19 protein-coding genes are annotated in these 18,459 nt (G+C 66.0%); 6 read left to right on the top strand and 13 right to left on the bottom strand.

Annotation, left to right across the window (positions count from 1 at the left end; translation table 11 throughout):
- Positions 1–39: 39 nt before the first annotated feature.
- Positions 40–894, bottom strand: a complete 855-nt coding sequence (locus ACF8ML_RS26385; protein WP_047325748.1) for a LysR substrate-binding domain-containing protein — start codon at positions 892–894, stop codon at positions 40–42.
- Between the two features lie 181 nt (positions 895–1,075).
- Between ACF8ML_RS26385 and phnD the strand changes: the two genes are divergently transcribed.
- The 5 genes from phnD to phnX are packed head-to-tail and all read left to right on the top strand — an operon-like array spanning position 1,076 to position 5,716.
- On the top strand, positions 1,076–1,972 hold the full coding sequence (gene phnD, locus ACF8ML_RS26380; RefSeq protein WP_392408386.1) for a phosphonate ABC transporter substrate-binding protein: 897 nt from the start codon (positions 1,076–1,078) through the stop codon (positions 1,970–1,972).
- Complete coding sequence (gene phnC / locus ACF8ML_RS26375) at positions 1,969–2,835, top strand: phosphonate ABC transporter ATP-binding protein (RefSeq protein ID WP_392408385.1); 867 nt, start codon at positions 1,969–1,971, stop codon at positions 2,833–2,835. The genes phnD and phnC overlap by 4 nt, the downstream gene beginning before the upstream one ends.
- Positions 2,835–3,680: a phosphonate ABC transporter, permease protein PhnE gene (gene phnE / locus ACF8ML_RS26370; protein WP_310037572.1), complete on the top strand. Its 846-nt coding sequence runs from the start codon at positions 2,835–2,837 to the stop codon at positions 3,678–3,680. Before phnC ends, phnE begins: the two co-directional genes overlap by 1 nt.
- A 47-nt stretch (positions 3,681–3,727) precedes the next feature.
- Positions 3,728–4,816: an iron-containing alcohol dehydrogenase PsrA gene (psrA, locus tag ACF8ML_RS26365; protein WP_046240397.1), complete on the top strand. Its 1,089-nt coding sequence runs from the start codon at positions 3,728–3,730 to the stop codon at positions 4,814–4,816.
- A 54-nt stretch (positions 4,817–4,870) separates the two neighbouring features.
- Positions 4,871–5,716 (top strand): phosphonoacetaldehyde hydrolase, encoded by an 846-nt coding sequence (gene phnX, locus ACF8ML_RS26360; protein WP_012204332.1) that lies wholly within the window; start codon positions 4,871–4,873, stop codon positions 5,714–5,716.
- 146 nt (positions 5,717–5,862) lie between these two features.
- On the opposite strand, the gene fghA is transcribed toward phnX, so the two are convergent.
- Complete coding sequence (gene fghA / locus ACF8ML_RS26355) at positions 5,863–6,735, bottom strand: S-formylglutathione hydrolase (protein WP_392408384.1); 873 nt, start codon at positions 6,733–6,735, stop codon at positions 5,863–5,865.
- A 204-nt stretch (positions 6,736–6,939) separates the two neighbouring features.
- On the bottom strand, positions 6,940–8,049 hold the full coding sequence (locus ACF8ML_RS26350; RefSeq protein WP_012204334.1) for an S-(hydroxymethyl)glutathione dehydrogenase/class III alcohol dehydrogenase: 1,110 nt from the start codon (positions 8,047–8,049) through the stop codon (positions 6,940–6,942).
- 238 nt (positions 8,050–8,287) lie between these two features.
- Here ACF8ML_RS26350 and ACF8ML_RS26345 point away from each other — a divergent pair, with 238 nt between their 5' ends.
- Positions 8,288–9,325 carry a GlxA family transcriptional regulator gene (locus tag ACF8ML_RS26345; RefSeq protein ID WP_016450194.1) on the top strand — a complete coding sequence of 346 codons (1,038 nt, stop codon included), beginning with the start codon at positions 8,288–8,290 and terminating at the stop codon, positions 9,323–9,325.
- An 11-nt stretch (positions 9,326–9,336) separates the two neighbouring features.
- Here ACF8ML_RS26345 and ACF8ML_RS26340 read toward each other — a convergent pair whose 3' ends face one another.
- From ACF8ML_RS26340 to ACF8ML_RS26295, 10 genes are all read right to left on the bottom strand, one after another.
- Entirely contained in the window at positions 9,337–10,653 is a 1,317-nt protein-coding gene (locus ACF8ML_RS26340) for a DEAD/DEAH box helicase (protein WP_392408382.1), read from the bottom strand.
- 291 nt (positions 10,654–10,944) lie between these two features.
- Complete coding sequence (locus ACF8ML_RS26335; protein ID WP_392408381.1) at positions 10,945–11,457, bottom strand: hypothetical protein; 513 nt, start codon at positions 11,455–11,457, stop codon at positions 10,945–10,947.
- Positions 11,454–12,116 (bottom strand): N-acetylmuramoyl-L-alanine amidase, encoded by a 663-nt coding sequence (locus ACF8ML_RS26330; RefSeq protein ID WP_392419742.1) that lies wholly within the window; start codon positions 12,114–12,116, stop codon positions 11,454–11,456. The genes ACF8ML_RS26335 and ACF8ML_RS26330 overlap by 4 nt, the downstream gene beginning before the upstream one ends.
- Before the next feature lie 240 nt (positions 12,117–12,356).
- Positions 12,357–13,667 carry a citrate synthase gene (locus ACF8ML_RS26325; protein ID WP_016450198.1) on the bottom strand — a complete coding sequence of 437 codons (1,311 nt, stop codon included), beginning with the start codon at positions 13,665–13,667 and terminating at the stop codon, positions 12,357–12,359.
- Between the two features lie 25 nt (positions 13,668–13,692).
- A complete protein-coding gene (locus tag ACF8ML_RS26320; protein WP_012204343.1) occupies positions 13,693–13,992 on the bottom strand; it encodes a succinate dehydrogenase assembly factor 2 in 300 nt (99 codons plus the stop codon).
- A complete protein-coding gene (locus ACF8ML_RS26315; protein WP_012204344.1) occupies positions 13,992–14,696 on the bottom strand; it encodes a succinate dehydrogenase iron-sulfur subunit in 705 nt (234 codons plus the stop codon). The genes ACF8ML_RS26320 and ACF8ML_RS26315 overlap by 1 nt, the downstream gene beginning before the upstream one ends.
- Before the next feature lie 27 nt (positions 14,697–14,723).
- Positions 14,724–16,529, bottom strand: coding sequence for a succinate dehydrogenase flavoprotein subunit (gene sdhA, locus ACF8ML_RS26310; RefSeq protein ID WP_016450199.1), 1,806 nt, complete (start codon positions 16,527–16,529; stop codon positions 14,724–14,726).
- A gap of 33 nt (positions 16,530–16,562) precedes the next feature.
- Positions 16,563–16,928, bottom strand: coding sequence for a succinate dehydrogenase, hydrophobic membrane anchor protein (gene sdhD / locus ACF8ML_RS26305; RefSeq protein WP_012204346.1), 366 nt, complete (start codon positions 16,926–16,928; stop codon positions 16,563–16,565).
- A 35-nt stretch (positions 16,929–16,963) separates the two neighbouring features.
- Positions 16,964–17,386 (bottom strand): succinate dehydrogenase, cytochrome b556 subunit, encoded by a 423-nt coding sequence (gene sdhC, locus ACF8ML_RS26300; RefSeq protein ID WP_016450200.1) that lies wholly within the window; start codon positions 17,384–17,386, stop codon positions 16,964–16,966.
- Between the two features lie 134 nt (positions 17,387–17,520).
- Positions 17,521–18,309, bottom strand: coding sequence for a GntR family transcriptional regulator (locus tag ACF8ML_RS26295; protein WP_392408377.1), 789 nt, complete (start codon positions 18,307–18,309; stop codon positions 17,521–17,523).
- Between the last annotated feature and the right edge of the window lie 150 nt (positions 18,310–18,459).

Raw genomic sequence — 18,459 nt, 5'->3', positions numbered from 1 at the left:
GCGAGCTGCGAGCTGCGCAGCGTCTGCGGCATCGGCTGATCACTGTGACGCGTCCATGAACGACCTCACCAGCAGGCTGTCGCTGCGCTCGCGCATGCAATAGACATAGGTGGTGGTGCTGGCCGGGTCGCCCGCGATGCGCAGCGGGCGAAAGCGCGGGTCGGGGATGAATTCGGCTTCGGACACGGCGCCCAGTCCCAGGCCGCGCGCCACGGCTTCGCGTATGGCTTCGCGGCTGCCGATCTCCAGTTCGGTGCGCGGCTGCACGCCGGCGGCCTGCAGCACCGATTCCAGCGCGGTGCGCGTGGTCGAGCCGTGCTCGCGCAGCAGCAGAGGCTGGCCCTGCAGTTCGGACAGCGCGATTTCGCTGCGCCGCGCGAAGGGATGGGCGACATGGGCGAACAGGATGATGGCGTGGCGCGCGTACTCGCGCGCCAGCAGCTCCGGGCGGTCGTAGAGGCCGGCGAGCACGGCCACGTCGGTGTCGTAGCGTTCCAGGTCGGCCAGCACCTGCTGCGAGTTGCCCATGCGGATGGACAGCTGCATGCCCGGGTGCCGTGCGCGGTAGGCGGCCACCATCTCGATCACATGGAAGGGCCCCACGGCGCCGATCTTGAGCTCGCCCTGGTGCAACTGCCCCGAGTCGCGCAGGAAGAATTCGGCCTCGGCCTCCAGCGCCATGATTTTCTGCGCCATGGGCAGCAGTCTGGCGCCTGCGCCCGTGAGCGTCATGCGGTAGCCGCGGCGGTGGAACAGCTCGATCTGGCTTTGGCGCTCCAGCGTGGCGATCTGGGTGGAGATGGTGGGCTGGCTCACGCCCAGTGCGCGGGCGGCGGCGCTGAGGCTGCCATGGTGGGCGACGGCGATGAAGGCGCGGTAGCGGGCGTTGCTCACGAAAGTCGGTATCTCAAGGTTTTGTCTATGGATGCTGTCAAAACCGATTCTGAAACTTTCACATGGCAGAAATATGTCGCTCCTAGCATTCAGCCATCCCCACCCGCCTGGCGATTTGGCCGGCGATTCACGGATCCACCGATCCGCCGATGTGCCTGACCTGATGCAAAGGAACGCTCCCATGAAGATGAACCGCAAGACCTGGCTGCGCCATGCCGGCGCCGTGCTGGCCCTGGCCGCCACCGCCGCCACCGCCGCCACCGCTACCACTGCCGCCTTTGCCCAGAGCGCCGAGCTGCGCGTGGGCCTGATCCCCTCGGAGGACGCGCAGGCCATGATCCGCGCCAGCCAGCAGGTCATGGACCAGCTGGCCACCCGCACCGGCATGAAGGTGCGGCCCTTCGTGGCCAATGACTACAACGGCGTGATCGAGGCGCTGCGCTCCAACAAGATCGACATCGCCTTCCTCGGCCCGTTCTCGTACGTGCTGGCCAGCCAGGTGGCAGGCGCCGAGGCCTTTGCCGTGGCCGTGACCAAGAAGACGGGCAAGAGCGCGTACCACAGCATGGTGATCTCCCGCAAGGACAAGGGCCCGGCCAGCGTGGCCGATCTCAAGGGCCGCAGCTTTGCCTTTGTGGACCCGACCTCGGCGTCGGGCCACCTATTTCCCAAGGCGGGGTTGATGGCCGAGGGCTTCGATGCGGACAAGGGCTTTTCGCGCGTGATCTTCTCGGGCTCGCACGACGCCAGCATCATGGCCGTGGCCAACGGCAAGGTGGATGCGGCGGCCGTGGCCGACCGCATCTTCGACTCCGCCGTGAACAAGGGCCTGGTCAAGCGCGAGGACTTCCAGATCGTCTGGCGCTCCCAGCCCATCCCCGAGTCGCCCATGACCTGGCGCAAGAACCTGGACGCAGGCACCAAGCAGAAGGTGGCTGCGGCCCTGGCCGAGGTCAAGGACCTGCCCTGGGGCGACCAGGGCGTGCTCGACGGCTTCGCGGCCACGGATGACAAGGCCTACGACGTGGTGCGCCAGACGGCCAAGGCCCTGAAGCTGGACCTCGGGAGCATGAAATGATCCGCATCCGCCAATTGCGCAAGAGCTATGGCAGCAACCATGTGCTGCATGGCATCGACCTGGATGTGCAGCCCGGCGAGTTCGTCGTCATGCTGGGCCTGTCGGGGGCCGGCAAGTCCACGCTGCTGCGCTGCATGAACGGCCTGGCCCGCGCCGACAGCGGCACGCTGGAGGTGGGCGGCATGGACCTGATGCTGGGCGGCGGCAGGCACAGCCGGCGCGAGCTGGCTCGCCACGTGGCCATGGTCTTCCAGCACCACAACCTGGTGCCGCGCCTGTCGGTGCGCAAGAACGTGCTGACCGGGCGCCTGGGCCAGACCGGCACCCTGGCCTCGGTGCTGCAGCTGTTCCGCGAAAGCGATATCCGCCTGGCCGACCAGTGCCTGGAGCGCGTGGGCCTGGCCCACAAGGCGCTGGAGCGCACCGAGGCGCTGTCGGGCGGGCAGATGCAGCGCGTGGGCATTGCCCGCGCGCTGGCCCAGCAGCCCCAGGTCATCCTGGCCGACGAGCCCGTGGCCAGCCTGGACCCCAAGACCGCGCGCAGCGTGCTGCAGTACCTGCGCGATGCCACGCGCGAACTGGGCATTGCCGTGGTCTGCAACCTGCACCAGGTGGACTACGCGCGGGAGTTCGGCGACCGTGTGCTGGGCCTGGCCCAGGGCCGCATGGTCTTTGACGGATCGCCGCAGGCGCTGGACGAGGCCGCGCTGCAGGCCATCTACCATGCGCAGCCCACTGCAGGGCAGGGCGCAGAGCCGGACACACCTCCGGGCACGGCGGCCATAGGGCCTGCCGGCCTGCATGCGCAGGCGCCGGTGCCTGCCTCGTGGATGCGGGCCGGCGCGCCCGCAGGAGGACTGTGATGACCAGCGCCAGTTCCTGGAGCCCCGAGCCGCGCGACCGCTGGCAATGGACCGCGCCGCGCCCCCATGGCGCCCTGGGCTGGACCGGCTATGCGGCTGCGGCCCTGGCCATCGCCTGGGTGCTGCACTGGAGCGCGGGCGGCGCGCAGATGAGCTGGGGCGAACTGGCGGCAGGCATGCCCCAGATCGCGGATTTCGTGGCGCGCTCCGTGCCGCCGGACTGGAGCATGCTGCCGCGCCTGATGGCGCCCGCGCTGGAGACGGTGCAGATCGCCATCTGGGGCACGATGCTGTCCGTGGTGCTGGCGCTGCCGCTGTCCTTCATCGCCGCCAGCAACCTGCATGGCTGGCACTGGCTGCGGCGCATCACGCGGCAGTTCCTGAACGTGGTGCGCAGCATCAACGAGCTGATCCTGGCGCTGGTCTTTGTCTCGGCCGTGGGCCTGGGGCCGTTTCCCGGCGTGCTGGCCCTGGCGCTGCATGGCATGGGCATGCTGGGCAAGTTCTTCGCCGAGAGCATCGAAGAGATCGACGACGGCCCGCTGCAGGCCCTGCGCAGCGCAGGCGCCACGCAATTGCAGCTCATCGTCTTCGGCGTGATACCGCAGGCCATCACGGCCTGGATCGCGGTCGTGCTCTACCGCTTCGAGGTCAATCTGCGCTCGGCCACGGTGCTGGGCATGGTGGGCGCGGGCGGGCTGGGGTTCGAGCTGGTCGGCAGCCTCAAGCTGTTCCGCTACCAGGAGACGGCCACCTGCATCGTGGTCATCACCGTGATGGTGATCGCGGCCGATCTCGTCTCCCACTGGCTGCGCCGCCGCATCCAGCAGGGCACCCGCCATTGAGGGCTGCGCTTTTCCCGGCGCCCCCGTTTCATTCAAAGGACCGATTTGTGTGGACCTATCACAACCCCGTTGCCATCCATGCCGGCCCCGGCCGCCTGGACCGCCTGCCCGAGCTGCTGGCCGGGCGCGACTGCCTGCTGGTGACGTTTCCCGAGGCCGAATCCCTGGGCCTGGTGCAGCAGCTGCGCCAACGGCTGGGCAGCCAGCTGCGCGGCGTGGTGGACGGCATTGCGCCCAATCCCGATGTGCAGTGGCTGGCCCCGCTGTATGACCGCGTGCACCGCGAATACGCCGAGGTCCCGTGCATCGTGGCCCTGGGCGGCGGCAGCGCCATCGACTCGGCCAAGGCGCTGATGTGCGCCACGCCCACGCGGCGTTTCGGCGAACTGCTGCAGGCCCTGGAGCAGGGGCTGGCCCTGCCGGCCGCAGGCCACAAGGCGCTGATCGCCATTCCCACCACGGCCGGCACGGGCAGCGAGGTCACGCCCTGGGCCACGATCTGGGACCAGGCCGCTGGCCGCAAGCACTCGCTGCACCAGCACTGGACCTGGCCCGAGGCCGCCATCATCGACGCGCAGCTCATGCAAAGCCTGCCGGCCGGAGCCACGCTGGCCTCGGGGCTGGATGCGCTGTCGCATGCGCTGGAGTCCATCTGGAACCGGCACCGCAATCCCGTCTCCACCACCTTGGCCGTGGGCGCCGCGCGCCGCACCCTGGCCACGCTGCCCGCGCTGATGCAGGACCTGGGCAGCCTGCCGCTGCGAAGCCGCATGGCCGAGGCCGCCCTGATGGCCGGCCTGGCCTTCTCCAACACCCGCACGGCGCTGGCGCATTCGCTGTCCTACGACATCACGCTGCGCCATGGCGTGGCCCACGGCATTGCCTGCTCGTTCAGCCTGCCGCTGGTGCTGGAGATGGCCCTGGGCGCTGACGACGAGGCCGATGCGGCCCTGCTGTCCATCTTCGATGCCGCCACGGGCGAGCTGGCCGTGCAGCGCCTGCGCAACTTCCTCGAAGGCCTGGGCGTGGCCACCGATCCCGCCCACTACGGCGTGCCTGGGGATGAGTGGCAGCAGCTGCTGCAGTCGGCCGCATCCGGCCCGCGCGGGCGCAATTTCATCCGCACGCTGGAATGAACAGGCGCGCGCGGCCCCCTTCTGTTTGAACCTCTTTCCTTGTCAAAAAGCACCATGAACCACACCACCGTCTCCACCGCCGCCGCCGATCTGTCGCCGCTGCAGGCCGTCATCTTCGACTGGGCCGGCACCCTGGTCGATTTCGGCTCGCTGGCACCCACGCAGATCTTTGTCGAGGCTTTTGCCAGCTTCGGCATCACCATCACCCTGGCCCAGGCGCGCGGCCCCATGGGCCTGTCCAAGTGGCAGCACATCCACGAGTTGCTGCAGGACGAAGGCATCCGCGCGCAATGGCACAAGGCCTTCGGCCAGCAGCCTGGCGACGCCGACGTGGACGCCATCTACGCCCGCTTCATGCCCATGCAGATCGCCAAGGTCGGCGAGTTCTCGGCACCCATCGAAGGCGCGCCTGAATTGCTGGGCTGGCTGCGCGCGCAGGGCCTGAAGGTGGGCTCGTGCTCGGGCTATCCGCGTGAAGTCCTGAACCAGCTGCTGCCCCAGGCAGCGGCCAACGGCCTGGCTCCCGACCATGTGGTGGCCGGCGATGAAATGGCCGCAGGCGGCCGCCCCGGCCCCTTCATGGCGCTGGCCAATGTGCTGGCGCTGGGCATCGGCGACGTGCGTGCCTGCGTGAAGGTGGACGACACCGTGCCCGGCATCGAGGAAGGCCGCAACGCCGGCATGTGGACCGTGGGCCTGACCCTGTCCGGCAACGAAGTCGGCTACTCCCCCGCCGAACTGGCCGCCGCCCCCGCCGAAGAAGTGCGCGAGCGCGTGGCCCGCGCCGAAGCCAAGCTGCGCGCAGCCGGCGCCCACCACGTGATCGCCAGCGTCAAGGACCTGCCGCAGGTACTGGAGCGGATTGCGCAGGACATGCGCGCGGGGCGCATGCCTGGGTGAGACGCGCCCGTTCTATGGTCTTGTGCCCAATCTTGGAAACTGGCGCGACCAAAAAAACAGGGACGCCGAGCAAGAGCCGCCTCGCGGCGATGGCGTCGTCCCCCTCCCTTGCGAAGCAAGTAGAGAGGGGGAAGGCGCGAAGCGCCTCAGGGGGTACTCAACTGCTTTGCATGATGACGCAGATGGTCATCAATGAAGCTCTGGATGAAGTAGTAGCCGTGGTCGTAGCCGCCTTGGCGGCGCAGCGTCAGCGGCTGGCCGGCCTGGGCGCAGGCGGCCTCGAAGGCTTCGGGCAGCAGCTGCTTTTCGATCAGGAACTTGTCGGCCAGGCCCTGGTCCACGAGGATGCCGGCCGGGTAGGGCGCCTGGGTCTGGGCGGCCATCAGGCAGCTGGCGTCATGCGCTTCCCAGGCCTTGCGGTCATCGCCCAGATAACCTGAGAAGGCCTTCTGGCCCCAGGGGCAGTTGACGGGGTTGGCGATGGGCGCGAAGGCCGACAGGCTCTTGAAGCGGCCCGGATGGCGCAGCGCCAGCGTGAGCGCGCCGTGGCCACCCATGGAGTGGCCGAAGATGCCCAGCCGCTGCGCGTCGATGGGCAGGCGTGCGGCGATCAGCGGCAGCAGCTCGCCCAGCAGATAGCTTTCCATGCGCCAGTGCAGCGCCCAGGGCTTGGTGGTGGCGTCCAGGTAGAAGCCCGCGCCCACGCCGAAGTCCCAGGCATCGGCCTCGCCGGGCAGGCCTGCGCCGCGCGGGCTGGTGTCGGGCGCGATCAGGGCGATGCCCAGCTCGGCGGCCAGGCGCTGGGCGCCGGCCTTGGTCATGAAGGTCTCTTCGGTGCAGGTCAGCCCGGCCAGGTAGAGCACGGCAGGCACCTTCTCGCCGGCCACGGCCTTGGGCGGCAGGAAGACCGAGAACTTCATGTTCAGGCCGATCTCGGCGGAGAAATGCTCGTAGAAACGCTGTGCGCCGCCGAAGCAGGCATGGGCGTTCTTGAGTTCCAGGGGCGGCAGTGCGGACATGGTGTTCCTCAAAAAAGAAAAATGCTACGAGCACCTTGGCAAGCGGTGCGTGCAGCATTCAAAGATGGGAGTTGATACGCTATACACGGTCAACGGCCCATGAAACTGGCGCTGCCCAGGCGAGGGCGTCGTCCCCCTCCCTCGCGTAGCGAGTAGAGAGGCGCCGTGCAACGGGGGAGGGCGCGCAGCGCCTCAGGGGGAGCTTCAGTACACGACGACGGAGCGGATGGACTTGCCTTCGTGCATCAGGTCAAAAGCCTCGTTGATCTCCGGCAGGCCCATGGTGTGCGTGACGAAGGGGGCCAGCTGGATCTCGCCGCTCATGGCCTGCTCGACCATGCCGGGCAGCTCGCTGCGGCCCTTGACGCCGCCGAAGGCCGTGCCCAGCCACTTGCGGCCCGTCACCAGCTGGAAGGGGCGTGTGGAGATTTCCTGGCCCGCGCCGGCCACGCCGATGATGACCGACTGGCCCCAGCCGCGGTGCGCGCATTCCAGGGCGGCACGCATCACGTTGACGTTGCCGATGCATTCGAAGCTGTGGTCCACGCCCCAGCCCGTCATCTCGACGATGACCTGCTGGATGGGCTTGTCGAAATCCTTGGGATTCACGCAGTCGGTGGCGCCGAAGGTGCGGGCCAGGTCGAACTTGGAGGGGTTGGTGTCCACGGCGATGATGCGGCCAGCCTTGGCCAGCTTGGCGCCCTGGATCACGGCCAGGCCGATGCCGCCCAGGCCGAACACGGCCACGGTGTCGCCTTCCTGGACCTTGGCGGTGTTCTTGACGGCTCCCAGGCCCGTGGTCACGCCGCAGCCCAGCAGGCAGACCTGCTCGGGGTTGGCATCGGGGTGGATCTTGGCCAGCGAGACTTCGGCGACTACGGTGTATTCGCTGAAGGTGGAGCAGCCCATGTAGTGGTAGATGGGCTCGCCGTTGTACGAAAAGCGCGTGGTGCCGTCGGGCATCACGCCCTTGCCCTGGGTGGCGCGCACGGAAACGCACAGGTTGGTCTTGCCGCTCTTGCAGAACAGGCATTCGCCGCATTCGGCGGTGTACAGCGGGATCACGTGGTCGCCGGGCTTGACGCTGGTCACGCCTTCGCCGACCTCGACGACGATGCCCGCGCCTTCATGGCCGAGCACGGCGGGGAAGATGCCTTCCGGGTCGTCGCCCGACAGCGTGAACGCGTCGGTGTGGCAGACGCCGGTGTGGGTGATCTTGATCAGGACCTCGCCCTTCTTCGGGGGGGCCACGTCGATCTCGACGATCTGCAGGGGTTCTCCAGCCTTGAAGGCGACGGCGGCTTTGGATTTCATGGGCGTGTCTTTCTGTCGGGGTGGCTCAGGAGCGGCAGTGCGCGCGCTCCGCGAAGCCTTGAATGTAGGCCATGGCCGGGCGGCCCGGCCGCATCATGGCCGCAGCCCCAGGTGATATGTCCGAATCTGAGGGGTGTGGCCGGCGTCGGCCGGGCCTGCAGGCCGTGGGTGCTTGCGTCTTTTCGTATAGTCCGCCCCATTCTTTCCACCCTGACCGCCTCCGAGCCCGCCGTTTCCCATGGACCACCGCCACGCCAGCGCCCACCGCATCGATCTTGTCGTCTACCCCGGCTTCAAGGCGCTGGAGGCCATAGGACCCATGTCGGTGTTCGACTATGCCAACGTGCACCTGCGCGCGCGCGGCCAGAGCGACGGCTACGAGGTGCGCGTGGTCTCGCAGCGGCAAGGGCCCGTGCGCTCGGACACGCTGATGTCGCTGGAGGCCACCCACACGCTGGCCGGGCTGGAGGCTGCAGGCATGGGCTGCACCGTGGTCGTCGTGGGCTCGCGCCATATCGAGCAGGTGCTGGGCGGCTCGGCCGAGCTGGTCGCCTGGCTGGGCCGCGTGGCGCCGCGTGTGCAGCGGCTGATCGCGCTGTGCTCGGGCAGCTTCTTCCTGGCCGAGGCGGGCTTGCTGGACGGCCGGCGCGCGGCCACGCACTGGAGCGTGACGGCGCAACTGGCCCAGCGCCATCCGCGCGTGCAGGTCGATGCCGATGCCATCTACCTGCGCGAGGAGATCCGCGATGGCGAAGGCAGCCGCCAGCTGTGGACCTCGGCCGGAGTGACGGCCGGCATCGACCTGGCCCTGGCCGTGGTGGAAGAGGATTTCGGCCACGCGCTGGCGCTGGAGGTGGCGCGTGACCTGGTCATGTACCTCAAGCGTCCCGGTGGCCAGTCGCAGTTCAGCGTGCCGCTGGCGGCCCAGGCCGCGCAGCACGGCGGCGTGCAGGCCGTGCAGCAGTGGGTGATGGCCCATCTGGCCGAGCCCCTGACCCTTGCGCAGATGGCCGAGCAGGCCCATATGAGCGAGCGCCACCTGCGCCGCGTGTTCCAGCAGGAAACCGGGCAAAGCCCCACGGCCTTTGTGGAGAGCGCGCGGCTGGAGGCGGCCAAGCAACTGCTGGAAAGCCAGGCCCATCTGCCGCTCAAGACCGTGGCCGCGCGCGTGGGCCTGGGCTCGGAGCAGGCGCTGCGCCACCTGTTCGTGCGCCACCTGGGCATTACCCCGGTGGCGTACCGGGATCGCTTTGGCGGGCGAGGCGGCGCGGGCTGAACCGGAAACGCTCAGTTCTTTTTTGCGGTCTCGGCTGCTTCGGCGGCCGCGGCGCGCAGCTTGTCCTTCTTGCTGGGGCGGCGGCCCTTGATGCCGCCGTTGCCGTCCTGCGCCACCGGAGGCGGCGGCGCGGGCTCGGTGGGCTCGAAGCCCGGCAACTGCTCCAGTTCAAGGTCCAGCTGGTTGCGCTTGCAGATCAGCGTCCAGTGCGCCTGGTCGGCCGGCGTGACAAAGCTGATGGCCGTGCCATCCTCGCCCGCCCGGCCCGTGCGGCCGATGCGGTGCACATAGTCGGTGGCCGAGCGCGGCAGGTCGTAGTTGACGACCAGGGGCAGCTGGGTGATATCGATGCCGCGCGCCGCCAGGTCGGTGGTGATCATCACCTGCCAGCGCCTGGCCTTGAAGTCGGCCAGCGCTTCCTTGCGTGCGCCCTGGCTCAGGTCGCCATGGAAGGCCGTGGCGAAGATGCCGGCCTTGTAGAGCTTTTCCGCCACCAGTTCGGCCGTGTGCCGCGTGGCCACGAAGACCAGGGCGCGCTCCAGCGTGGCGGGGTCGGTGCCGGGCGCCGTCTCCCCCTGTACCAGTGTGCGCAGCAGCTGGGTGCGGCGCGCACGGTCCACGGCAATGGCGCGCTGGGCAATGCTCTGGGGGCTGGCGGCATCCTGGCCTTCGGCGGCATCGACGCGGGCCTGAACGGGATCGTGCAGCAGGCCTGTGGCCAGCGATTGCACGGCATCGGGATAGGTGGCCGAGAACAGCAGGGTCTGGCGCTGCTTCGGCAGCAGGGCCAGCACGCGCTGCAGCTCTTCCTGGAAGCCCAGGTCCAGCAGGCGGTCGGCCTCGTCCAGCACCAGATGGCGCACGGCGGACAGGCGCACGGCGTTGTGCTCCACCAGGTCCAGCAGGCGGCCGGGCGTGGCCACCAGGAAGTCGGCACTGCCGCGCAGCATCATCATCTGCGGGTTGATGGACACGCCGCCATAGACCACGCCGATGCGCGGTGGCTGCTTGAGCGCGCGGCCCAGGTCGGACAGCGTCTCACCGACCTGCTGGGCCAGCTCGCGCGTGGGCACCACGATCAGCGTGGTCAGGGTTCGCACAAAGCCGCCCTGGGCACCCTGGGCCTTGCCGCCATCCATCCAGCGCTGCAGCAGAGGCAGCAGGTAGGCGGCCGTCTTGCCCGAGCCCGTGGGCGCGCAGGCCCAGAGGTCGCGGCCCGCAAGCACGTGGGCGATGGACTGGGTCTGTATGGGCGTGGGATCGACCAGGCCCAGGTCTTGGAGGCTGGAGACCAGCGCCGGGCTCAGGCCGAGGGAGGCAAAGTTCATGGTGTGCAGGAGTGGCTGGGGCCGGAACCCCGGCGCAAGAAAGGCCCGGCCACGAGGGCCGGGGGGGCATTGTCGGCGAAACCGCGCCGCTGCGTGAAGCAGGGGGCTTGGCCCGGGCGCTCAGGCCAGGCGGCGCGGCCGACCAGCAGGCTGTTCACCAAGCCGCCAGCCGTTGCAGCCGGGCCGGTGGCACGTGCCTGAGCGGCTATCTGGCTTCGGCCGCATGAAGCGTTGAGTAAAGCGTCAGAGCCATTGCCAAAACCGGCGCGCAAGAGAAGACCAGACCGTGACTCAAGGCGGGAGCCGGCCCTGCCTCTTCAGCTCCTTGAGCCGCCTTTCCGTGGCGCGGTCCAAGGCGTCTTGCAGCAGGTTCATCTTGCGTTTGTTGCAAGGAGCGCAGTCGTAGTAGCGTGAGGGTACTCCAAGGGGTTCACGCTTCCTGTTCGCCTCGAAGATTCTGATTCGCCCTGTTGGCTCGATATCCATGACGATGATCTTTCCGCTCTTGAACGTGACGGACGCACCTCCGGAGCATCCGGATCTATCCATGTTTTGTTCGCTGAAATAGGCTTTTTCCGAAATTCGGCGTATATGCTGCAATGCATATCGCACATCCTCCTCGGTCAGGATCACATCGTCGCAATCGAGCCATTTTTTATCCTCCCAAGCGGGGTTGCTTGATGAGGGGACGAAGATATTGATTTTCTGGATGTTCTTTGCAGAATACCGGGCGTCAGCAGCATGAATCGTTGAGGCCATGACCATCGCTGAAGTTATTGCCCAAAAAAATTGGTGGTACTTCATGGTGTGTTCGTAGGAAGGTTCCAGTTTGCACCTTCTGCTTCGGTCAGATTTTTCCAACTTACCTCGGGATGTTTGAAGACTTCACCGGGCGACAGTTGCATGGAGTCCTGCAGTGCTTCAACAAGCCATGTCAGTGACCGGTTCTGAGCTTGGGTCGGGGCGGGATAGAGGCCGCGCTCTCCTCGCAATCTCTCGGGGGGCAAATCCGCTTCGTTGGAGGAAGGTTTGAACCCCTTCGGCAACACCGCTCGGCCGACCATCTCGATACCTATGGCCTCCATATTGCTCGGATAGCGTTCACCAGGAGCCTTCATCATCTCGATGCGGTGTACCCCTTTTGCCTTCAGTCCTTCATAGTCCCTGGCCTTGCATTTCCCCACAAGCAGGCATCTTGCCTTCAGCGGCCCCACATGGTTGGTGCGCTGGTAGATGGCCGCAGTCTGGTAGATGGTTCCGTCCTTGTCGATGAGAAAGTGTGCCGCATTGGCCTTCGGGTTTTTGTAGCTGTTCAGCGAAGACTGGGCCGTGTTGGCATCGGTCTGGTGCACGACGATGCCGGTGATGGCGGCGGTCCGCTTTCCTCTCTCGATGGCGGGGCTGCGCGCATTCTTGACGCGCGCATGGATGAGCATTCCGTCATTGTTGATTTCGACAAGCATGTGAGTCCCGGGGTTGCGTTGAATGGCAGCGGGCATTGCGCTGCGGCTCCATCCCGTTTGAGGGAGGGTCAACGGCCACCTTAAGGTGGATAGACTCAATCAATGGGCATGCCACGATAGGGAAAATGGTGTTCCTAGGACTGGTGCGGCCTTGTGGAGCGGTGGGCTCGCAAATGAAAAAAGCCCCATGCAAAGGCATGGGGCTTTTGGGTGCCGGGCCGCTGAGGCCCGGACCTGCGATCAGCGCTGGCCGATCGGCTTGACGTCGCGGGACACGGAGCCCGTGAACAGCTGGCGGGGACGGCCGATCTTGTACTCGGGGTCGGCCATCTGCTCGTTGAGCTGGGCGATCCAGCCCACGGTGCGGGCCAGGGCGAAGATGCCGGTGAACAGGTTCACGGGCACGCCGATGGCGCGCTGCACGATGCCGGAGTAGAAGTCCACGTTCGGGTAGAGCTTGCGCTGCACGAAGTAGTCGTCTTCCAGGGCGATCTTCTCGACTTCCTTGGCCAGGGCGAACAGGGGGTCCTTTTCCAGGCCCAGTTCGGCCAGCACTTCATTGCAGGTTTCCTGCATGAGCTTGGCGCGGGGGTCGTAGTTCTTGTAGACGCGGTGGCCGAAGCCCATCAGCTTGACGCCGCTGTTCTTGTCCTTGACCTGTTCCATGAACTCGCCGACCTTGGCAACACCGCCGTTGGCCTGCAGGTATTCCAGCATGTTCAGGCAGGCTTCGTTGGCGCCGCCGTGGGCAGGGCCCCACAGGCAGGCCACGCCGGCCGAGATGGCGGCGAAGGGGTTGGTGCCCGACGAGCCGCACAGACGCACGGTGGAGGTGGAGGCGTTTTGCTCGTGGTCTGCGTGCAGGATGAAGATGCGGTCCAGCGCGCGCTCGACCACGGGGTTCACCTTGAACTCCTCGCAGGGGTTGCCGAACATCATGCGCATGAAGTTGCCGGCGTAGCTCAGGTCGTTCTTGGGGTACATGTACGGCGCACCGATGCCGTACTTGTAGGCCATGGAGACCAGCGTGGGCATCTTGGCGATCAGGCGGATCGCGGCGATGTCGCGGTGCTCTGCGTTGTTGATGTCCATGTTGTCGTGGTAGAAGGCCGACATGCCGCCGACCAGACCCGTCAGGACGGCCATGGGGTGGGCGTCACGGCGGAAACCACGCAGGAAGAACTGCATCTGCTCGTTGACCATGGTGTGCTTGGTCACGCGCTCGACGAAGTCGGCCTTCTGCGACTCGTTGGGCAGCTCGCCGTACAGCAGCAGGTAGCAGGTCTCGAGGTAGTCGCAGTTCTTGGCCAGCTGCTCGATGGGGTAGCCGCGGTACAGCAGCTCGCCCTTGTCGCCATCGATGTAGGTGATGGCGGACTGGCACGAGGCGGTAGAGAGGAAGCCCGGGTCATAGGTGAACATGCCGGTCTGCGCGTACAGCTTGCGGATGTCCACCACGTCGGGACCGACGTTGCCCTGGTAGACGGGCAGCTCGACGCTGGGGGCGCCGTTGCTGAAAGACAGCGTTGCTTTGTTGTCTGCGAGTTTCATTTCCAAACTTCCTTCTCTAGATTGCCTAGCCTACTAGCGGGAGAGAACCGGGCTTGCGCTTGCGCACCAGTTCCAGAACTTCCCTGATTTCTTGGGTATCGAGTTCACCTTCAGGCTCCTTGCGGCGCAAGAAGAGGTCCATCAGGTCGTTGTCTGCCAGGTCCATCAAGGCAGACAGACCGCTCGCGTGTCTCCGCGTGAGCTGGTCTCCGTAGGTGGCGAAGAACTGCGCGATGAACAGGTCGTTCTCGACCAGGCCGCGCCGGCAGCGCCAGCGCAGCAGGTCTCGCTCGCGTTCGTCGAGCAGAGTATTCGTCATGGTCATCAGATGGCCCGGCGGACCATCAGTTCCTTGATCTTGCCAATGGCCTGCGTGGGGTTCAGGTGCTTGGGGCACACGTCCACGCAGTTCATGATGGTGTGGCAACGGAAGAGGCGGTACGGATCTTCCAGGTTGTCAAGGCGGTCACCCGTGGCCTCGTCGCGGCTGTCCGCGATGAAGCGGTAGGCCTGCAGCAGGCCGGCCGGGCCCACGAACTTGTCGGGGTTCCACCAGAAGCTGGGGCAGCTGGTGGAGCAGCTGGCGCACAGAATGCACTCGTACAGGCCGTTGAGCTCTTCGCGCTCTTCAGGCGACTGCAGGCGTTCCTTGGTGGGAGACGCGAAGCTGTCGTTCTGCAGGTACGGCTTGATCGAGTGGTACTGCTTGAAGAACTGCGTCATGTCCACGATCAGGTCGCGGATCACGGGCAGGCCGGGCAGGGGCTTGAGAACGATGTCGCCCTGCAGGGTCTTCATGTTCGTCAGGCAGGCCAGGCCGTTCTTGCCATTGATGTTCATCGCGTCCGAGCCGCACACGCCTTCGCGGCAGGAGCGGCGGAACGAGATGGAGGGGTCCATCTCCTTGAGCTTGACCAGGGCGTCCAGCAGCATGCGCTCGTGGCCGTCCAGCTCGACCTCGACGGTCTGCATGTAGGGCTTGGCATCCTTGTCCGGGTCGTAGCGGTAGATCTTGAAAGTGCGCTTCATTTGTCTGTTCTCTCGTGGGCTGCTGGATTAGAACGTGCGGACCTTGGGCGGCACGCTGTCCACCGTGAGGGGCTTCAGGTTCACGGGCTTGTAGTCCAGGCTGTTGGTGGCGCTGTACCACAGGGTGTGCTTGAGCCATTCCTTGTCATTGCGGCCCAGCGGGAACTCGGCGTGGTCGGCAGGATGCTCGTAGTCGTACACGGTGTGGGCGCCGCGGCATTCGTGGCGGGCAGCGGCCGAGATCATGGTGGCCTGGGCCACTTCGATCAGGTTGTCCACTTCCAGCGCTTCCATGCGGGCGGTGTTCCAGACCTTGGACTTGTCCTTGAGGGTCACGGAGCCCACGCGTTCGCGGATGGCGTTGATCTTGACTTCGCCTTCGTCCATGCTCTTTTGCGTGCGGAACACGCCGGCATGCTGCTGCATGGTGGCGCGGATGTCGCCAGCCAGGTCCTGGGCGTAGGTGCCTTCCTTGGAGTCGTCGAGCTGGTTCAGGCGCGTGAGCGTGCGCTCCGAGCCATCGGCCGGCACGGGCTTGTGGTCGCCGAAGCCGTTGACGAACTGCACGATGTGCTTGCCGGCCGACTTGCCGAAGACCAGCAGGTCCAGCAGCGAGTTCGTGCCCAGGCGGTTGGCGCCGTGCACCGACACGCACGAGCATTCGCCCACGGCATACAGGCCATTGACCACGTTGTTCTGCTGGCCGTCCCACACCACGACCTGGCCGTTGATGTTGGTGGGAATGCCGCCCATCTGGTAGTGGATGGTGGGCACCACGGGAATCGGTTCCTTGGTGATGTCCACGTTGGCGAAGTTGTGGCCGATCTCTTCCACCGAAGGCAGGCGCTTGCGGATGGTGTCGGCGCCCAGGTGGTCCAGCTTCATCAGGATGTAGTCCTTGTTGGGACCACAGCCACGGCCTTCCTTGATTTCCTGGTCCATGGAGCGGGACACGAAGTCACGCGGTGCCAGATCCTTCAGCGTGGGAGCGTAGCGCTCCATGAAGCGTTCGCCTTCGCTGTTGAGCAGGATGGCGCCTTCGCCACGGCAGCCTTCGGTCAGCAGCACGCCCGCGCCGGCCACGCCGGTGGGGTGGAACTGCCAGAACTCCATGTCCTGCAGCGGGATGCCTGCGCGTGCAGCCATGCCCAGGCCGTCGCCGGTGTTGATGAAGGCATTGGTCGATGCCTGGAAGATGCGGCCAGCGCCACCCGTGGCCAGCAGCACGGCCTTGGCGTGCAGCTCGTACAGGTCGCCGGTTTCCAGTTCGATGGCGGTCACGCCGACCACGTCGCCCTGGGTGTTGCGGATCAGGTCCAGCGCCATCCACTCCACGAAGAAGTTGGTCTTGGACTTGACGTTCTGCTGGTACAGCGTGTGCAGCATGGCGTGGCCAGTACGGTCGGCCGCGGCGCAGGCGCGCTGCACGGGCTTTTCACCGTAGTTGGCCGTGTGGCCGCCGAAGGGGCGCTGGTAGATGGTGCCGTCGGGGTTGCGGTCGAACGGCATGCCGAAGTGTTCCAGCTCGATCACGACGTTGGGCGCTTCGCGGCACATGAACTCGATCGCATCCTGGTCGCCGAGCCAGTCGGAGCCCTTGATGGTGTCGTAGAAGTGGTAGTGCCAGTTGTCCTCGCTCATGTTGCCCAGCGAAGCGGACACGCCGCCTTGCGCGGCCACGGTGTGCGAGCGCGTGGGGAAGACCTTGGACAGCGAGGCCACGGACAGGCCGGCGCGCGACAGTTCCAGCGCGGCACGCAGGCCGGAGCCGCCAGCGCCGACGATGACGACGTCAAACTTGCGCTTGGTGATGTTTGCTTTGGAGTAGCTCATTCTTAACCTTCAATCGTGGAGACCGAGTCTCTATCAGATACGCCACAGGATCTGGATGCCCCAGCCGGCGCAGCCGACCAGCCAGACCAGGGTGAAAACGTTCAGCACCAGGCGCAGGCCCACGGGCTTGACGTAGTCCATCCAGATGTCGCGCACGCCGACCCAGACGTGCCAGGCCAGCGAGACGATCACGGCGAAGGTCAGGAACTTCATCCACTGCGGGGCAAAGATGCCGGCCCACAGGTCATAGCCGACGGAGCCGGTGCTGAAGATCAGCTTGGCCAGCAGCACGATGGTGAACAGTGCCATCAGCACGCCGGTGACGCGCTGCACCATCCAGTCGCGGATGCCGTAGTGCGCACCGACCACGGTGCGCTTGGAGCCGTAATTCACGGACATGGTTCTTTTTCCTTATCGTGAGGGGAGATCGTCTATCAGTACAGGCCGAACAGCTTGGCGCCCAGGATCAGGGTCAGGCCCACGCTCAGCACCAGCACCACCAGGGCGGAGGTCTTGCCGAACTGCTTGTTGACCGCATGGTGGTTCACGTCCATGAACAGGTGGCGCAGGCCGGCGCAGAAGTGGTGCAGGTAGGCCCAGATCAATGCCAGGCACACGAGCTTGAGGAACCATCCGAAGGGACCCGCGAAAACCGAGGTGAAGCCGTCGAAGGAGATCTCCGAGGTCAGCGACATGTCCATCATCCACAGGATGAAAGGCAGCAAGATGAACATCAGCAGGCCGCTGATGCGGTGCAGGATGGACACGATGCCGGCCGGCGGCAACCGGTAGGTGGGGAGGTCCTTGAAGAAGTTGATGTTGCGGAACTCTGGCCGCTTTTTGGCTTGCTCAGTCATGGCAGGGTACTTTCGTGGATGTAACTGCTTCGTAATCGCTCAGGGGCGGCGATGCAAAATTCTATTGCAATGCAATAAAAACAGCTTTGCTGGGAATTGCGTATTTTCGCCCGCTTCTCTGGGGAACGGATCGTTCAGCTCAACGCGTTGCGGTAGTGATGGGTGTCGGTGCGGTACAGGCCACGGCGTAACTCCATGGGAACATCGTTGTATGTGTAAGCGGTGCGCTCCACGCTCAGCAGGGGCGTGGTGCTGGGCACGTCCAGCAGCAGGGCCTGTTCGGCCTCGGGCAGGACGGCGCGGATCTTTTCGTCGGCGCGCACCATGCGCACGCCGTAGTCCAGCTCGAACATGGCGTAGGTGGGGCCCTGGTAGGCGGTCATCTGCTCGGCGGTCAGGCCCTTGAAGGCGTGGCCCGGCAGCCAGATGTCTTCCAAAATGGTCGGGATTGCGGAGAACGACAGCACGCGGCGCACGTGCATCACGGCATCGCCGCTGCGCAGCGCCAGGCCGCGCGCCACGTCGGCCGATGCGCGCAGGCGCCGGCAGTCGATGATGCGGCGCTCGGCACGGCCCTCGCCCTGCTGGTCGCCGGCGTCGGGCTGCAGCTTGAGGAAGCGGTACTGCACATGCTGGGCCGCGTGGGTGGCCACGAAGGTGCCCTTGCCCTGGCGGCGCATCACCAGGTTTTCCGCGGCCAGCTCGTCGATGGCCTTGCGCACCGTGCCCTGGCTCACGCGAAAGCGCGCCGCCAGCTCCATCTCGCTGGGGATCAGCTCGCCGGGCCGCCATTCGCCTGCTTCAAGGCTTTGCAGTATCAGTCCCTTGATCTGCTGGTACAGCGGGCTGAAGGCCGGGGTCGATGCGCCCGCGCCGATGGTGGCAGCGGCGGTTTCAGAGGCGAGGGGAGGCAGGGCTGGCATGGGAAAGTTCGGGGTGGGGAGGCTCCCGGCGACGCAGATGAAAGACTTGGAAACAGACGTCGATCATATCTTATATAAGACATAAGACAAATTGACCGGGCTCCGAAATCGGGAGTACACTTTCGCGTTGTTTGCGGAGCACGGGCTGCT

It is taken from the genome of Delftia sp. WSY_10, assembly GCF_043104705.1.
Taxonomy (GTDB): Bacteria; Pseudomonadota; Gammaproteobacteria; order Burkholderiales; family Burkholderiaceae_C; genus Comamonas; species Comamonas tsuruhatensis.
This window is presented reverse-complemented; position numbering and strand designations above follow the sequence as displayed.

What these genes read in the sequence shown, in the direction of transcription:
- ACF8ML_RS26350 (WP_012204334.1), bottom strand. Translation starts at nt 8,049, where the DNA reads ATGAAATCCAAAGCCGCCGTCGCCTTCAAGGCTGGAGAACCCCTGCAG.
- ACF8ML_RS26320 (WP_012204343.1), bottom strand. Translation starts at nt 13,992, where the DNA reads ATGACCATGACGAATACTCTGCTCGACGAACGCGAGCGAGACCTGCTG.
- ACF8ML_RS26330 (WP_392419742.1), bottom strand. Translation starts at nt 12,116, where the DNA reads ATGCTTGTCGAAATCAACAATGACGGAATGCTCATCCATGCGCGCGTC.
- ACF8ML_RS26325 (WP_016450198.1), bottom strand. Translation starts at nt 13,667, where the DNA reads ATGAAACTCGCAGACAACAAAGCAACGCTGTCTTTCAGCAACGGCGCC.
- ACF8ML_RS26295 (WP_392408377.1), bottom strand. Translation starts at nt 18,309, where the DNA reads ATGCCAGCCCTGCCTCCCCTCGCCTCTGAAACCGCCGCTGCCACCATC.
- phnX (WP_012204332.1), top strand. Translation starts at nt 4,871, where the DNA reads ATGAACCACACCACCGTCTCCACCGCCGCCGCCGATCTGTCGCCGCTG.
- ACF8ML_RS26345 (WP_016450194.1), top strand. Translation starts at nt 8,288, where the DNA reads ATGGACCACCGCCACGCCAGCGCCCACCGCATCGATCTTGTCGTCTAC.
- phnC (WP_392408385.1), top strand. Translation starts at nt 1,969, where the DNA reads ATGATCCGCATCCGCCAATTGCGCAAGAGCTATGGCAGCAACCATGTG.
- sdhC (WP_016450200.1), bottom strand. Translation starts at nt 17,386, where the DNA reads ATGACTGAGCAAGCCAAAAAGCGGCCAGAGTTCCGCAACATCAACTTC.
- fghA (WP_392408384.1), bottom strand. Translation starts at nt 6,735, where the DNA reads ATGTCCGCACTGCCGCCCCTGGAACTCAAGAACGCCCATGCCTGCTTC.
- phnE (WP_310037572.1), top strand. Translation starts at nt 2,835, where the DNA reads ATGACCAGCGCCAGTTCCTGGAGCCCCGAGCCGCGCGACCGCTGGCAA.
- ACF8ML_RS26335 (WP_392408381.1), bottom strand. Translation starts at nt 11,457, where the DNA reads ATGAAGTACCACCAATTTTTTTGGGCAATAACTTCAGCGATGGTCATG.
- phnD (WP_392408386.1), top strand. Translation starts at nt 1,076, where the DNA reads ATGAAGATGAACCGCAAGACCTGGCTGCGCCATGCCGGCGCCGTGCTG.
- sdhA (WP_016450199.1), bottom strand. Translation starts at nt 16,529, where the DNA reads ATGAGCTACTCCAAAGCAAACATCACCAAGCGCAAGTTTGACGTCGTC.
- sdhD (WP_012204346.1), bottom strand. Translation starts at nt 16,928, where the DNA reads ATGTCCGTGAATTACGGCTCCAAGCGCACCGTGGTCGGTGCGCACTAC.
- ACF8ML_RS26340 (WP_392408382.1), bottom strand. Translation starts at nt 10,653, where the DNA reads ATGAACTTTGCCTCCCTCGGCCTGAGCCCGGCGCTGGTCTCCAGCCTC.
- ACF8ML_RS26315 (WP_012204344.1), bottom strand. Translation starts at nt 14,696, where the DNA reads ATGAAGCGCACTTTCAAGATCTACCGCTACGACCCGGACAAGGATGCC.